Below are 14,770 nucleotides of genomic sequence, written 5' to 3'. Positions count from 1 at the left end.
GCATCGCGATGTCTCAACAACCACACCCCACCCTCACACTTCACGGTGCCCGTACGGGCATGGACAATGGCCAGACCAGTTCCCTCGCGCTGACGGAATCGGCGCTGGATCACATCGCCGACCCGGCGGGAGAGGGCGCGCGTACCTTCACCCAGGTGTTCGCAGAACGTGCGTTGCGCATGGCACAGGTCAGCGACAGCATGCGTTCGGCGGGCCAGAAACGCTCACCGCTGGAAGGCGTTCCCATCTCGATCAAGGATTTGTTCGACGTGGCAGGGACGCGCACACTGGCGGGCTCCGTCGTGTTGCACGACGCCCCTGCGGCTGAGCGGGATGCTGCGGTCGTGCAGCGCTTGCTGGCCTCCGGCGCCGTCCTGGTGGGCAAGACGAACATGACCGAGTTTGCCTATTCCGGCCTGGGCATCAACCCCCATCACGGCACACCGGCGAACCCCTGGCGACGGCATGAGCAACGCATTCCCGGTGGTTCTTCTTCGGGTGCGGCGGTCGCCGTCACAGACGGTATGTGTGTGGCAAGTGTCGGCAGTGACACGGGCGGCTCGGCGCGCATTCCTGCTGCGCTGTGTGGCATTACCGGGTTCAAACCCACGGCGCGGCGCATCTCGGCTGAAGGCCTTGTTCCTCTGTCGCCAGCGCTCGACACGGTGGGCGTGCTCGCTGCCGACGTGCAGGGCTGCGCCGTGGTGGACGCGGTACTTTCCGGAGCGTCCCACACACCCCGTACACCCTCCTTGAAGCAGGCCCGTTTTGCAGTGCCCACGACCCTGGTGCAGGACGGAATGGACGCAGTGGTGGCCACCTCGTTTCGGCACGCATTGGACCGGATCTCGGCTGCGGGGGCGCAGGTGGTCAGCCTGGACGTGCCCGAATTCAGCGAGCTGGCCCGCATCAACGCTGCAGGTGGCTTCAGTGCCGCAGAGTCCTGGGCCTGGCATGCCCAACTGATCGACCGCCGTGCCGCAAGCTACGACCCGCGCGTGCTGTCTCGCATCCTGCGCGGTCGTGACATCTCCGCGCAGGCGTACATCGATCTGCTGGCCAGGCGCGCCGACTGGCAGCGCCGAATCGCGGCGCGTTTTGACGGATTCGACGGCTGGCTGATGCCTACCGTGCCGACGATCGCTCCCGGCATTGCAGACCTGGTCGCCAGCGAAACGATGTATTTCGAATCCAACGCGCTGATGCTGCGCAATCCGTCCATCGTCAACTTCATGGACGGTTGTGCGATCTCCTTGCCCTGCCACGAACCCGGCGCCGCTCCTGTGGGGCTCAGCCTGGCGGGGCCGCCCTTGGGCGACGCAGCGGTCCTGGACTGGGCCGCATCCATCGAAGCAGTCTTGCACTGAGGGAGGACGCTGCATCGAAACACGCCCCCCTTGCCGACCGATCCCCCTTGCATCAACAGAGTCAACTCCCAGGAGCCATTTATGAAGACCGTCTTTCATCTCCCCATTGCGCTTGTGATCGCAGGTATTGCCTGCATGGCGTCCACCGCGAACGCCCAGGACGCCTACCCCTCAAAACCGATCAAGCTGGTCGTCGCATATCCACCCGGCGGAAGCAACGACATGGTCGCCCGGATCGTGGGCCAAAAGCTGTCCGAGAATTTGGGCCAGCCCGTCGTGGTGGACAACCGGCCCGGAGCCAGTGGAAACATCGGCATCGACTATGTTGCCAAGGCGCCCAATGATGGCTACACCCTCCTTCTGGCCCATGCCGGGTTGACCTCCAGCAAGCACATCTACGCCAAGCTTCCCTACGACCCCTTGAAGGACATTGCGCCGATCATCCACATTGCCGATCAGCCGAACGTGTTGATCGTTCATCCGAAGTGGTCGTTCAAGAACGTGGCGGAACTGGTGGCCTACGCAAAGGCCAACCCCGGCAAGCTGACCGTTGGAAACTCGGGCGTCGGCGGCCCGCAGGATATCTCTGCCCAGATGTTCATGCGGATGACCGGCACCGACATGCTCAGCATTGCCTACAAGGGCGGAGCACCTGCCCAGGCCGACCTTTTGGCGGGTCATATCGACCTGATGTTCGAGACGTCTCCCACTGCGGTCCCCGTCGCCAAGAGTGGCAAGCTCAGGGCGCTGGCGGTGACGGGTGACAAGCGCCTGTCGACGTTGCCAGACGTGCCGACGCTGGCGGAAGCGGGTGTTGCGAACTACAAGTACGTCGCCTGGGTGGGGTTGGCGGCACCTGCGGGCACGTCACCGGCTATCGTCACCAGGCTGAACCAGGAGGTTCAGAAAATTCTCAACACCTCGGATATGAAGAAGCAGATTGCCGAGATCAGCCTGGGGATTACCGGAGGCTCGGTCAATGGCTTCTCTTCCTTTGTGCGCCAGGACTACGATTTCTACGCAAAGATCGTCAAGGACTACAACATTACGCCTCAATAAGCTTGGGCGGCTGGCTGCCAAGCCAGGCCCTAAACCGGCCCCGGCCACACCGGCTTAGCCGCACTCTCCAGCACCCACAGCGCCGCCCGCGCCCGCGTGGTGGCCACGTAGAGCATGTTGCGCTCGCGGTAGGCCTCCTGGTGCGATGCGGGGCCCGGGAAGCGCCCGCGCTCCACGAAGGGCACGGCCACAAAGGTGAACTCGCGGCCCTTGCAGGCGTCCACGCTCAACAGGCGCAGGCTGATGGGCTCAGGCCCGTTGTGCATGGCAATGCTCGTCGTCACCAGCAAGGTGAGGCGACCCAGCAGCTCCGCCACGGGCAGGCCGTGCGCCAGGCGGGCCAAGCTGTCCAGGCTGGCCATGCAGGCGCTGCGCTCCGTGCCGTTGATGGGCGCATCGGCAAAGATGCGCCGCACCAGCGGGTGCTGGCAGAACGCGCCGGCATCGGCCAGCACGGCGGCCCGCGCCGCAGCGGGCAGGGCCATGATCTCGGCACAGGCGTCCTTGAGCTCGGGCGCATTCGGGTTCAGCGTGCCGTGCGCGATGTAGCGGCGCATGCGCGTGGCTCCGCTGTGCAGCGTGGCAGCCAGCTTGCTGCCCTCGTCGGCGCCGGGCAGGTCGGTCCAGCCCGCGTTGTCGAACTGGCCCTGGGCCAGCAGGTCCACGTCCGCCGCACCGCTGCGTGCCGTGCGCCGGCCATAGTGCAGCAGGCCCTCCACGGCAGCGCCCACGATGCCCGGGGTCAGGTAGCGCTCATGGCCGTCATCACCCTGCAGCGCCCACATCAGCGCCAGCGCCAGCGCCACCTCGCGGCGCAGGTAGAAGGGGCTCATGCCCTGGCAGCCGTAGTGCACGCCCTCGTGGCCGAACACCCATTCGAGCAAGATGCTGTCCTGCGGGTTGCGCAGCACCACGTTCAGCGCACTGTGGTGCTGTGCGCCTTGGTCGCCCTTGGCTTGCTGCAAGGCGCCCCAGCCGTTGACGATCTGCCCATGCAGCTCCACCAGCTGCGCGGCGCAGTGCTCGTCGCTGTCGTAGGTCAGGTGGGCAAACGCGTCCGAGCTGCCCGCCACCGGCGCAAACTCCACGCCGAACAGCGGGTTCAGCGCCGCGCAGATATCGGCACCGAAGCGGCGCGTGGTGTTGATGCTCAGCACCTGTGTGTCCGCCGGAAGGCACTCGCGCACGCGCTGCATGCCGCCGCCGAACACCGAGAACGAGCCCTCGTGGATGTGCTGGTTGAAATCCCCCGCGCCCACGAAGAAGCCATTGCCGCCCTGCACCAGCTTGCGCAGCACCGTCAGCGCGCCCTCGTCCAGGTCGTGCAGCTCGTCGAACAGCACGGCGCTGTAGCGCCCCTGCAGCCACTCGAAGGGCTGGTCCCAGTCCAGCCCACCGAGCTGGCGGCACAGCTCGAAGGTGCAGTCGCCCTCGGCATAAAAGCGCGGCTCGTGGTTCATGCCCACGCGCATGCGCTCGTACTGCCCGTACAGGCGGCACAGGCCGTAGTCCAGGTCGCGGTCTTCGCAAAACGCGCGCAGGTCCAGGCCCGAGTCCTCCACCTCGCGCTCCAGCAGCTTCTTCTTGGCCAGCGCCTCGAAGGCCAGAAAGGCATCAATGTCCACGTTCTGTCCCAGCAGGGCGTCGTCGATGCCCTCACCGCCACTGCCACCGCTGCCATCATTGTGCTCCAGCTCCAGCCGCAGGGCCTGCTGCGCCTGCAGGATCAGAAAACGCCGGCGCACCGGGTCGTCGAGCCGCTCCACCGGGTCACCCTGTTCCTTGAGCACCGCCTCGCACAGCTGCTCCATGGTCAGCACCTCCATGCTGCGCGGCACGGCACCATGCAGCTGCAGCATGCGGTCGCGTATCGCCGTGACCCCGGCGCGCGAATACGCCAGCACCAGGATGCGTGGCGGCGCTGCAGCTTCGCGCTGGCCCTGCAGGCTGGCCAGCAGGTTGCAGGCCTTCATGCACAGCGTGGTCGTCTTGCCCGTGCCCGCCAGCGCGCTGATGATGATGGCCGGCGCCGTGGAGTCCAGCACGCGCCGCTGCTCGGCGGTGGCCGTGATCCGTGTGTGGGCCCAGCTGCGTGCGGCAGACGAGGCGGAGGCGGGAGAGCGTGGAGCGGGCATGGAGTCGGTGAGCGGGGCGGGGTGCCATTGTCCCTGACTGGCGGCAAGGCCCTGCGCCACAAGCCCCTGCGGCGCTGCGGGCCCGCCGCACCGGTCACCGGCAGCCCGCTGCCCGCATGTCTTCCGACCCCACCCGCAGCGTGCTGCCCGGCTTGGTGATCACGCAGCGCGACTGGAAGTAGAACGACAGCCGGTCGCGCACCGGCGTGCCGCCCACCAGGTAGGGCCGGTTGCCCTTCAGGACCGAATCGCCCGCGGCGGCCTTGTCGTACAGCCCCTGGCTGATGTTGTGCCGGTCGGCCGAATCGTCAAACGTTTGCGCCGTGAGGCGCCGGTACGCATCGGCCGCCAGCGCCGGGTCGTGCGCGCCCTTCAGGTAGCGGTCGAACCAGGCCAGGGTGTAGTAGTTGATGACACTCTCGCCATGGCGGCTGGCCGGCCCGCCGAACAGCGAGAAGTCCAGGTGCGTGCCCGCGCGCAGCACCACCAGCATGGTGTCCACGCCGGCGCCTTTCAGCTCCTGGTAGCCCGGGTCCTTGGGGTGGGGCTCGGCACCGCGCCCCCGGCCACCTTGCGTGTTGGCCTTGGCGGGCTCGGGCGCTTCGGTGGTCGGCACCACCTTGAAGTAATAGTCGGCGCCGATGCCCAGCGCCGGCGTGCGCAGGGCCAGGTCGGCCGGCGGGTCCATGCCGATCTTGTCGACCCAGCCGGTCTTCAGCGCGGTGAGGTTGTCCCAGGCCACGATGGCGCGGATGCGCTTGTCCGCCTGGCCGATCAGGCTGGCCGTGCTGCCGCCCTGCGAGTGGCCGGCAATGCCCACCATGCGCGTGTCGAGCTGGTCCCAGTGCGGGAAGAAGTTGGCGCCTGCTACCGGCGCCTTGGGTGTGGCAAACACCCAGTCCACCACGCTCTGCGCATCGGGCCCGTGCGTGCCCATGGGGGCCGTGGTCTCCAGCGCAATCGTCATGTAGCCGGCCTCGGCCAGCACCTGCGCGGCCGAGCGGTGCAGCCGCTTGGAGCTGTAGCCCCCGTGCACGATCACCACCGCAGGGTAGGGCGCCTCGAAGGTCTTGAGCCCCGCCGGCAGGCCGGTGCAGGTGCCCGCAGCGCACGGCCGGTAGATCTCCACCGCAATCGGTTTGCCCGATGCGGAAGATGGCGTGCTCGCCTCGGTGTACCGAAAGCGCTTGTCCGCATGGCTGGCCGGGTTGCGGTAGGCGTCGAGCGCGGGCGTCTTGCCGGGCGTGAACAGCGCGGCGGGCTGGCTCGCAAAATCGTCGATGCGCTGGCGTGCGCAGGCCATGTTGTCGGCATCGCGCTGCTTCCACTCGGCCGAGCCGGGTGCAGGCGATTCGTGCTGCACGGGGCTCAGGCAGTTCAGAGGGGCAGGGTCTGCGGCGTGGGCCATGGTGGCGCCACCCAGCGCCAGTGACAGGAGCAGGCCCCGCATCACTTGCCGGCCCCCGCGCTCGCATTGCGCTGCAGGAATGCTGCGAGCGGCCGGATCACGTTGTTCGTCGCATCGTCGTCGGCCGTGACGATGTCCACGTGCGAGTAGCCCTCGCTCATGTGCACCTCAAAGCCACCCTCCACCCCGCCGTACTGGCGGTTGGCCACCAGCGTGGCCTGGCCTGCGGGGGTGCGCGCAATGCCTGCCTTGCAACTGGCTGCGGCGCAGGGCGCAATCGCCTCGGCAAAGCCGCGCCAGATGCCGGCCACGGGTGTGAGCCCGTTGGTGCCGCCAAACGCGATGACGGGGATGTCGATCTTTCGCGCCTGCGTCTGGTTCACGATGTCGGCGCGGCCGCGCCCGCCCTGGCTGGCGGGCAGCGACAGGGCGCTGGTATCCAGCCCCAGGTTGGCGCCGCCGCTGCCCTCGGCATTGGCGAGCAGCAGGCCCGAGCTGGGGTAGTACCAGTCGCTGTAGGTGGTGTTGCCCAGGTACAGCGCACGCGACAGGCGCTTGAGGTTGGTGGGCTCCACCTCCTTGCCCCAGGCGGGCGGGTTGGCCACCAGCGTGGCCGGCTGCGGCCCGAAGTCGCGGTACGCCGTTGCAGGCAGCGGGTCGGTGTTGTCCAGCCAGGTGCGCAGGCCGTCGGCACGCGCCGGGCCCAGGGCGCCCATGGACACCGAATAGAACACCGTGCGCTGCAGGTTGTCATCGTCCATGAAGGTGCCGATGGCCGCGCCCGCCGTCACGGGGAAGTCGCGCTTGGTGAAGTCCGCCACGCGGTTGTAGACGTTGTTGCCCGCTACGCCCCCCTGGTCCGCCTGCAGCAGCGCCTGCGTGCCGTTGATGGTGCCTTCAAAGGCCATCTGCATGCCCGCGATCTCGGTCGATGCGCTCACGCGCGGCGTGAGGCCGGGGCGCGAGACAAAGCCCGGCTCGGCCCCCGAGGCCACGGCCGCATACAGCCCGCCATCGGCCGCGCGCACCACCGCATCGAGCTGCGCCGCCGTGGGCGCACTCGTTGCCAGCGCGCCGCCCGGCCCCTCGAACAGCACCAGCCCCTTGAGCTTGGCATACCCAGGCTGCGCCGGCCCCGTGCCCGTGAGGTTGAAGTCCGTGGCCGCATAGCGCGCCACAAAGCCCGTGCCCGCCGAATGCCCGCCCAGAAACACATTGCCGTCGCGCGCCACCGTGTGCGCTGCGGTCACCACCGCATCCAGGTCCAGCGAATGCACCTGCGGCGTCCAGTCCGCGAGGAAGGGGATCTCGCGGCTTTCGTGGAACACCGCGCGCCGCGCCAGCTGGGCCGGCAGCGGCAGCCCCAGCTCGCCGCCGTACAAGAAGTTCAGGCCCAGCGCCGCATCGCGCGCGCGCTCGGCGATCTGCAGGCCCTCCATGTCCTGCAGCGCCACGGAGCGGCGGTCCACCCCCCACACCTCCACCACCGCCTTGTGGTCGGCCCACATGCGGCGCACCAGGTTCTCGGCCAGGATGAGGTAGCTGTGCGATGCCGCCAGCGTGCCCGGCATCGCCACCAGCACCGCATCCACCGGCTTGCCCGCGTTGGCTGCCAGCCCATAGCGCGTGTAGCGCACCCGGTTCAGGTCGGGCCCCGCCGCGCCGAACTGCGTGGCCAGCTTGCTGCCCGCCGCCACCGCCACGCCTGCAGTGCCCGGTGTGCGCGCCGCCTTGGCGCGGCTGGCCAGCTCGTGCGTGCTGATGGTGAAATCGCCGGTGGTGGTGCTGCCGCCATCCACCAGCGCCTGCCCGCCACCGCCGCAGGCCGTGAGCGCAGCGGCCAGGGTCAGGCCGAGCAGCGTACGGCGCAGGGGCGCGCCGGTGTAGTGGTTGCCGATATCTCTGTTGTTCTTTTGCATGCTTGTCTCCTTGATGGTGTGGGAAGTGGTGGATAAAAAATGGGCGCAAGCTGGCGCTGCAGGTGCGTTGCCCAGGCAACGCACACGCGCGGTTCATCACAGGTGGTTCAAAGCGGTTAAGAAAGCCTCTCTGGCTAGGCGCTTCTGTCGCAGACAGTACTGCAGGTACGGCAAGACAGAACAACGACGCCAGGGAGGCTTTGTTAGCCGCTCAACCCAGCCACCAGATAAGCCAAAAACTCTTCTTGTTCGCGCGCTTCGTTGCCGGGCATGGACAACTCCATCGCCCCGAACGGCGAGCGCCGCATGTAGCTGCGGTACGAGATGCCGTAGTACACGGCGTTCATGGTCAGCAGCAGCCGAAACTGGATCGTCTCGCGCCCTACGGCGGGCATCAGCGCCTGCAGCCTTGCCAGGGTCAGCTCCAGCGTGCGGCGGTGCAGGGCGGCAGAGATCACCTGGCCCTTCTCGCCATAGTCCCACCCCAGCCGCCCGATGAAGTTGACGGCATCGCGCCCCAGCGTGGGCTCGCCCAGCATGGCGATCACGGGGCCAAAGGCGGCTTCCACCACATCGCGCACGGTGTGGCCCGGCTGGCTGGCCAGCGCCTCCAGCCGCGCACAGGCCCGCGGCTCCAGCCACTGCTGCAGGAAGTTGGTGATCGCTTCGATCAACTCATCGCGCCCACCAAAGTGGTAGTGCAGCGCCGAAGGGTTCTGCGCCCCCGCCGCGATCACGATGCGCCGCAGCGACACCGCATTCATCCCCTCTCGGGCCATGAGCCGCATGGCCTCTTCGATCAGGCGGGTGCGGGTGGCCTGCGGGTCGGTGGGGGAGGGGGCTGGCGGCGAAGGATCATCGGCAGACGAGGCAAGGGCAGGCATCATGGGGTGAATAATGCACTTGAATTAATTCATGTGCATTAGGGCTTGCCCTCAATGGACTGGCGAGCCCATGGCTGTGCTGGCGGGTTACCCTCGGGACCATGCCCATGGATGACGATTGGTTCGAGAAAGAGCGCCTGCACCGTGCGGCGGCCGATGGCGATCAGGAAGAACTGCGTCGATTGCTGGCCGCACGCAACCACGCGCTCGACGCATTCGATGACCTGGGCCGCACCCCGCTGCACTACGCAGTGGAGGGCGAGCACTACCGGGTAGCGCAATGGTTGATCCAGCAGGGCGCCAACGTCAACGCGCATGACGAGGCCACGATTGGCGAGACACCGCTCTCGTTGGCGGTGCAGCGCGACTATCCGGAAATGGTGGAGTTGCTGCTCCAGCAGGGGGCCGACCCTGACATCACAGGATGGATGGGGAACACTGCGCGCATGCGTGCACAGCGACGCAAGGACGACGCTGGCAAAGCGATCGTGTCCCTGATCCAACGCTACCGGCCACACTGATCCGCCACGGATTTCGCGGCGCACAATGGCGCATTTCTTGCGGTGCCGTTGGCATGTGCCGCCCACAAGGCACAGCCACTTTCATTTCCCTTGCCAAGGTGTCTTCCATGCTCTTCAACAACGCTTCTTTCCGTCCCGCGCGCTGGCTTTTGCTGGCCCTGGCTGCGCTGTCCATTGCCGGCTGTTCCACAGCACCTTCTGCGACTACCACCACCAGCAATGCCGCACCCATCCGCGTCAAGGTCTTCGTCGCTGCCATGTTCGAGATCGGCAAGAACACCGGTGACCGTGCGGGCGAGTTCCAGCACTGGTACGAGCGGTATTGGAAAGACGCCACCCCCATCATCGTGCCCGGCGCACTGGGCCCCGTCTACTGCAACGCCGATGGCGTGTGCGGCGCCGTGCTGGGCATGGGCAAGGTCAACTCGTCCGCATCCATGCAGGCCATCCTGTTGAATCCGAAGTTCGACTTCGCGCAGTCGTACTACGTAATCTCCGGCGTGGCCGGCACGCCGCCGCAGCGCGGCACCATTGCCGATGTGAGTTGGGGCACCTGGCTGGTGGACTATGACCTGGGCCACCGCTGGGCGCCTGAAGAGAACACGGCCGGCGCGCCCACCTTCATGCCGCGCAAGGGCTACGAGGAATACCGCCGCTTTCAACTGAACCCGCTGCTGGTGGACTGGGCCATGAATCTCACGGTGGACGTGCCCCTCAAGGACTCCGACAGCGCCCGCACTTATCGCCTGCGCTACCCCGACACAGCGGCCCGCCGCAGCCCTGCCGTGACCAGCGGCACCCACATGACGGGCGACACGTTTTTCCACGGCCCCGGCATGTCCCGCCAAGCCCAGTACATCGCCAAGCTCTACGGTGCGGATGACTACGTCATCACCGAGATGGAGGCCGCCGCCATTGCCCTGGTGGTCAAGCGCACCCACGGCACCGACCGCCTGATGAGCCTGCGCGGCGCGGTCAATTTTGACCAGGGCAACCCGAACGAAACCACCTTGGCGCACCTGGATCCTGCGCCGGGCGAAACGGCCGGGGGCTTTGCGGAGACGGTGGAGAACGTGGCGCTGGTGGGCACGCGGGTGGTGGACCACATCGTGCGGAACTGGGGGCAGTGGCGGGGTGGGGTGCCGGCGCGGTAGGGTTTAGCTCGCGGCCCCTTCGATGATTTCGTGCGTGCTTCTTCAATGTTTTTGGGCAGACTAAGCGATGGCGGTTCGCTATAGTGCGCATGCAATGCAGAAACCTTGCCAAAAGCTTTCTAACGCCAGTGAGCAACACCGACTTACCAACATGATGTCGAACGAACGCCATCGAACTCTAGCTAAGATTTTTACTCGTCCAATGTTGGATGCTCTGGCCCGAAGCGGTAGTGCAGCTCATGTGTTGTCGTTGCTGCCGTCAACGGCAGGAAAGGGGCAGGCATCAGACGCTACAGTTGCAGATGTGTTCGAGAGATCATTCGAGGACATCAGGAAGCACTATCGCAACGAGTACGTCTACAAGACAGCCCTTGCGAATCGGATAGTTTTCGGACGGCATAGTCCAAAAACTGCAGCTATGCAAATCGAGCTTCAAGTTGGACGCTCCATTGTTGATGTTGCTGTGTTTAATGGCACGTCCACCGCCTATGAAATTAAAACGGAGCTGGATACGTCAAAGCGCCTGAATTCGCAATCTGCTGACTATTTGAAGGCATTCGATCGAGTTTTTTTGGTCACTCATCCTGAATTTATTCAGAAATTTGAAAGTGTTCTTGATCCTCGAGTGGGAATTATTTCCTTGACAAAAAAAGAAAATTTGAGTGTTGTGCGTCCTGCTCTGAGCAACGCTCAGCATATTTGTCAATCGACCGTAATTCGCATGCTTCGGCGGGATGAGTACATAGCAGCGGTGGAAAAAGCGTGCGGAAAGCAGCCCAGATTACCAAGTGGTTTGATTTTTTCACATTATGAGAAAAATTTTAATGAGCTGACGCCTATCCAAGCTCATCAGGCGCTAGTTGACGCGATGCGTTCAAGAACGACTGACGACGCCTATGTGGATTACGTGTCAGCACTGCCGCAAAGCCTGCGTGTGCTAGGGTACGCGACACCCCTTTCCGGTCTTCAACGGAGTCGTGTGCTTTCAGTTCTTGCATCTCCTTCCTTGTTACATATAAGATAAGTGCTTTCATCTGTCGGCAGAATTGCCGGAAGGGGGAGGCGACATGTATTTTCCTTTTTTGTATGGAAGACGGTCCGAATTTTTAGCTTTGCGAGCGATGCTTTCAGATCATCGTTCTCTTGAGTCACTTGTTCCGGTCATTGAACCTGTGAACCTCAAGCCCGATGATCTTTTACGCTGTCTAGATGCCTATGGAAAAGCTAAAAATCGTATCGCCGTAATAATTAATCCAGATAAGCACCAGCTTAATAGCAATGCCGCAGTGAAAGAATGGAGATCTTTTGTAGAGCCGGTTTTGAATTCTAGTGAAGTTCTGTTGCCCGCATATCGTTGCCATGCGCAGTCCAAGCAATCTAATTTAGATGCATTTTTTAAATTGTTTCCAGAAGGTGATACTGCTATCGTCTATGCAAGCCCCGGGCTTGGCGACGCGGAGTTAAAATCTCTTGCAGGATCTGCCCGAGTAAAATTTCATATCGTTTTGAATGGAAAAATACCTGCGGCACAGCGGGCGATGCTGCCAAAGGGAAAACTAGTAGATATTCAAGATGACTTCAATAAGCTTGCTCGTAATGCTGATTACGGCGGCCCCGAATTTTTTACAGATCGGCACAAAACATTCAAGGCTAGCGGCATAGGGTTCGGAGATTACACATCTGTGGGCTCCGTATTTCGTGATGGTGGATCAACTCCACATGCTGTGGCTATGCATGCAATTTATCGAAATAAATTGACTTTCGATATTTGGGTCGAGCATTTTGTCTCCGATGATGTTGTCAAGGAAATTGGCGATGTCGGTGGAAAATATCTGCAAGCTGTGAGGAAGTTGGTTACGGCCGCTAAAAAACGACCCACAGAATTCGGAGTGAATTTTGCGCTGGATGCATATGCTTCTCACGTAAAATCTTCTGAATACCCAGGTCTTGGGAAGAATAAAGAGTTGCAGATTGATCATCACATTTGTCTAATGCTTGATGTGCTTTCTGGGTCTTTGTAAAAATTCCTTTTATAAAATATGGAGTTTCCTTCGTGGCGCTATGTAATGGGTGGACTTGTGTGTTCAGGATTTTTTAATTGTGGATGAGCTGCGAATTTTGCATGGTATCGCGTCTGTAGAAATTTCCACCAAGGCCCCTCCGCACTGGCATTGCGTTCGCCTTTGATAAAGTCACCTTTCCAGTGCCTAGGGCGCTGGCGGACTTCGATCTCTGGCGGACGTACGTGAATGCTCAGCATCTCGGTGATCTGTCCCCTGCGGTCCTTGCCTTTGCTGCGCGACATTCGCTTGTTGTGGGTATGGCCCAAGGTGGCGATCAGCTCTTTTGCGCAGCTCGCCCACAGGCATGGCATAGATGCAGTTGTAGATGGTCTCGTGTAGAACTTGTGGGAGATGCGGTGCTCATGGCCTTGGAGATGCAAGCGTGCCAGTGTCAGGGCAATCTGCTCGGGCGACCAGTGAAGCCGCAGCAGATGGCTCACCAAGCCCCACAGGATGGAGTCAGGGTGCAGCTTGACTGCGGGCCTGCCACAGCGCCTGCACTGCAGGCAAAGGTTCTGCGCCTTGAAGCTGTCATAGTCCGATGGATGGCCCGATGGGTGACCATTGCGCAGCAGCTCCCGGCTGATTGTGGCGGGTGAGCGCCGCAGCTGCCTTGCGATGGCCCGCACGCTGTAGTCTGCTGCTTCAGGTTGGCAATGGTGACGCGGTCTGAGCTGCAGCTGGCTGTAGTGGCTAGAACGGGAGGAGCAATGCATCTGCGGACCTTCAGCTTGGCAGGTGTTGCACTTCAGTTTTGAATATTCCGCTTTTAATTGATTATTCGAGGCGGATGGTTAGACGCGAACTAATTGCATTAGTGGTTCAAAAGAGTATAAGGCAGGCCTTCGCCCTGAGGGTTCCTCAATTATTTTGAGCAAGCCATTTTCAAGAAGTACTCTTGAAAATCTTGAGGCAGTCGGTCCAGGAATTCCACTTCCGGAAGTGAATTTGTTATTTCGAAATACGGGGTTAGTGAAAACAAAGTCGAGCGCTGACACACTCCATTTCGATGATAGTGTCTTGCTAAATTTAATTTTCATTTCTTCATATAAATTGTTTATACTTTCTGCGACTTCGAGATTGCGGATGGCTTGTTTTTCTATTGCTTCAAGAAAAAATGAACACCACGCAGTCCAGTCATCTTTTTCGGAGACTGCTCGCATCGTGTCTATATATTGATCCTTATGCTCTTCCAAGTAGCCGCTCAAGTAAAAATGCGGTGCTGAAATAACCTTGGATGACCATAGTAGTAGTGTGACTATCATTCTGCCTATTCGTCCATTACCGTCCTTGAAGGGGTGGAGTGCTTCAAATTCAATATGTGATATGGCTGCTTTTATAAGAGGTGTATCGTTGCTTTCGTTGATGTACTGAAAAAGTTTATCCATGCCTTCTTGTAGGTACTCTGGAGAGATCGGAATAAACAAAACTTTTTTCCCTCGCTCCGCTAAGTAGTTTTGCTCTATTTTGTATTGCCCCGGAGATTTGCTTGCTCCTCGTCCAAATGATAGCAGTGTCTGATGTGCTGCTCGAATCAAATATGGCGACAAAGGTTGGCCCGAAAGCATTGCTTGTTGTGAGGCTGTCAGTGCACGTTGATATAAGTATGTTTCAATTACCTCTTGGCGAGTATGAGGTGATTCTTTGCTTGATTCATCATAGTCGGCTTCGTATTTTAAAATTTCATCCATTGTGCTAACAGTTCCCTCCATTCTAGAAGAGATAACTGCTTCTTGGTTGCGCAAGGGTGCCAACAGTATTTCGCTGTTGTGCATGTTTTTAAGCATTTGATCGTATCGCGCAACGGCATCAGTCGCTTTAACGAGTTGGGGAACTAGAGATGCGTAATCAAGTAATGAAGGCGGAAACTTACCGTAATGGTAGTTGACCGCTGAATCAAGATTAATATTTTGCATGAAAGGAGTTTGATGTGAAAATTTAATTGAATTTTAGCATCAAATTGCTTTGATGATCAAATTTTCTTAAAAATTGACAGCAAATGCTTTTGGGTCGACTTTTGTGGGTCTGGTCTTGAAGGACGCAGTGCAAAGTTTGTGCTGAGTGCTCGTGCTGCATCTTTGTTGCAGGCGCTAGCTAAGAGCGAAGCAACTTGCTTCGAAGCCACCTACCATGAATTGGCGCAACTCGTAAGCTCAAGCTATCTTGTCAATCACATCAGAGGCTAGATGATAGGCAACGTAGCTTGAGGCTAAGGAAGTTAGGTCAAGCTATCTTGTCACTCACATCAGAGGTTAGATGA

11 protein-coding genes and 1 pseudogene are annotated in these 14,770 nt (G+C 61.2%); 6 read left to right on the top strand and 6 right to left on the bottom strand.

Going from position 1 to position 14,770, the window contains the following annotated elements:
- Window positions 1–8: 8 nt before the first annotated feature.
- Complete coding sequence (locus AC07PF_RS30095; RefSeq protein ID WP_494614386.1) at window positions 9–1,367, top strand: amidase; 1,359 nt, start codon at window positions 9–11, stop codon at window positions 1,365–1,367.
- Between the two features lie 81 nt (window positions 1,368–1,448).
- Entirely contained in the window at window positions 1,449–2,426 is a 978-nt protein-coding gene (locus AC07PF_RS30090) for a Bug family tripartite tricarboxylate transporter substrate binding protein (RefSeq protein ID WP_494614351.1), read from the top strand.
- 29 nt (window positions 2,427–2,455) lie between these two features.
- Here AC07PF_RS30090 and AC07PF_RS30085 read toward each other — a convergent pair whose 3' ends face one another.
- From AC07PF_RS30085 to AC07PF_RS30070, 4 genes are all read right to left on the bottom strand, one after another.
- The gene (locus AC07PF_RS30085) at window positions 2,456–4,561 is read right to left on the bottom strand and encodes a UvrD-helicase domain-containing protein (RefSeq protein WP_494614350.1); all 2,106 of its coding nucleotides are present in this window, start codon (window positions 4,559–4,561) and stop codon (window positions 2,456–2,458) included.
- Window positions 4,562–4,655: 94 nt separating this feature from the next.
- Window positions 4,656–5,969, bottom strand: coding sequence for an alpha/beta hydrolase (locus AC07PF_RS30080; RefSeq protein ID WP_494614349.1), 1,314 nt, complete (start codon window positions 5,967–5,969; stop codon window positions 4,656–4,658).
- Window positions 5,970–6,010: 41 nt separating this feature from the next.
- The gene (locus AC07PF_RS30075) at window positions 6,011–7,888 is read right to left on the bottom strand and encodes a hypothetical protein (RefSeq protein ID WP_494614348.1); all 1,878 of its coding nucleotides are present in this window, start codon (window positions 7,886–7,888) and stop codon (window positions 6,011–6,013) included.
- A gap of 203 nt (window positions 7,889–8,091) precedes the next feature.
- Entirely contained in the window at window positions 8,092–8,775 is a 684-nt protein-coding gene (locus tag AC07PF_RS30070; protein ID WP_494614347.1) for a TetR family transcriptional regulator, read from the bottom strand.
- Window positions 8,776–8,879: 104 nt separating this feature from the next.
- On the opposite strand from AC07PF_RS30070, the gene AC07PF_RS30065 reads away from it, so the two are divergent.
- From AC07PF_RS30065 to AC07PF_RS30050, 4 genes are all read left to right on the top strand, one after another.
- Complete coding sequence (locus AC07PF_RS30065) at window positions 8,880–9,293, top strand: ankyrin repeat domain-containing protein (RefSeq protein WP_494614346.1); 414 nt, start codon at window positions 8,880–8,882, stop codon at window positions 9,291–9,293.
- Between the two features lie 107 nt (window positions 9,294–9,400).
- Entirely contained in the window at window positions 9,401–10,447 is a 1,047-nt protein-coding gene (locus tag AC07PF_RS30060; RefSeq protein WP_494614345.1) for a purine-nucleoside phosphorylase, read from the top strand.
- 151 nt (window positions 10,448–10,598) lie between these two features.
- Window positions 10,599–11,471 (top strand): sce7726 family protein, encoded by an 873-nt coding sequence (locus AC07PF_RS30055; protein ID WP_494614344.1) that lies wholly within the window; start codon window positions 10,599–10,601, stop codon window positions 11,469–11,471.
- A gap of 43 nt (window positions 11,472–11,514) precedes the next feature.
- Window positions 11,515–12,468: a sce7725 family protein gene (locus AC07PF_RS30050; RefSeq protein ID WP_494614343.1), complete on the top strand. Its 954-nt coding sequence runs from the start codon at window positions 11,515–11,517 to the stop codon at window positions 12,466–12,468.
- 134 nt (window positions 12,469–12,602) lie between these two features.
- Here AC07PF_RS30050 and AC07PF_RS30045 read toward each other — a convergent pair.
- Together AC07PF_RS30045 and AC07PF_RS30040 are read right to left on the bottom strand one after the other, a co-directional pair.
- Window positions 12,603–13,226: pseudogene (locus tag AC07PF_RS30045) on the bottom strand (IS30 family transposase); the annotation flags it as partial.
- Between the two features lie 78 nt (window positions 13,227–13,304).
- On the bottom strand, window positions 13,305–14,426 hold the full coding sequence (locus tag AC07PF_RS30040) for a Fic family protein (RefSeq protein ID WP_494614342.1): 1,122 nt from the start codon (window positions 14,424–14,426) through the stop codon (window positions 13,305–13,307).
- Window positions 14,427–14,770: the final 344 nt, after the last annotated feature.

Source organism: Acidovorax sp. GW821-FHT10A04 (genome assembly GCF_059415825.1).
Note: the sequence above shows the minus strand (reverse complement) of the source record. Positions and strands in the feature narration are given on the sequence as shown.

Excerpts from the sequence above, each read along its gene's own strand:
- AC07PF_RS30095 (WP_494614386.1), top strand. The coding sequence starts at position 9 with ATGTCTCAACAACCACACCCCACCCTCACACTTCACGGTGCCCGTACG.
- AC07PF_RS30090 (WP_494614351.1), top strand. The coding sequence starts at position 1,449 with ATGAAGACCGTCTTTCATCTCCCCATTGCGCTTGTGATCGCAGGTATT.
- AC07PF_RS30085 (WP_494614350.1), bottom strand. The coding sequence starts at position 4,561 with ATGCCCGCTCCACGCTCTCCCGCCTCCGCCTCGTCTGCCGCACGCAGC.
- AC07PF_RS30080 (WP_494614349.1), bottom strand. The coding sequence starts at position 5,969 with ATGGCCCACGCCGCAGACCCTGCCCCTCTGAACTGCCTGAGCCCCGTG.
- AC07PF_RS30075 (WP_494614348.1), bottom strand. The coding sequence starts at position 7,888 with ATGCAAAAGAACAACAGAGATATCGGCAACCACTACACCGGCGCGCCC.
- AC07PF_RS30070 (WP_494614347.1), bottom strand. The coding sequence starts at position 8,775 with ATGATGCCTGCCCTTGCCTCGTCTGCCGATGATCCTTCGCCGCCAGCC.
- AC07PF_RS30065 (WP_494614346.1), top strand. The coding sequence starts at position 8,880 with ATGGATGACGATTGGTTCGAGAAAGAGCGCCTGCACCGTGCGGCGGCC.
- AC07PF_RS30060 (WP_494614345.1), top strand. The coding sequence starts at position 9,401 with ATGCTCTTCAACAACGCTTCTTTCCGTCCCGCGCGCTGGCTTTTGCTG.
- AC07PF_RS30055 (WP_494614344.1), top strand. The coding sequence starts at position 10,599 with ATGATGTCGAACGAACGCCATCGAACTCTAGCTAAGATTTTTACTCGT.
- AC07PF_RS30050 (WP_494614343.1), top strand. The coding sequence starts at position 11,515 with ATGTATTTTCCTTTTTTGTATGGAAGACGGTCCGAATTTTTAGCTTTG.
- AC07PF_RS30040 (WP_494614342.1), bottom strand. The coding sequence starts at position 14,426 with ATGCAAAATATTAATCTTGATTCAGCGGTCAACTACCATTACGGTAAG.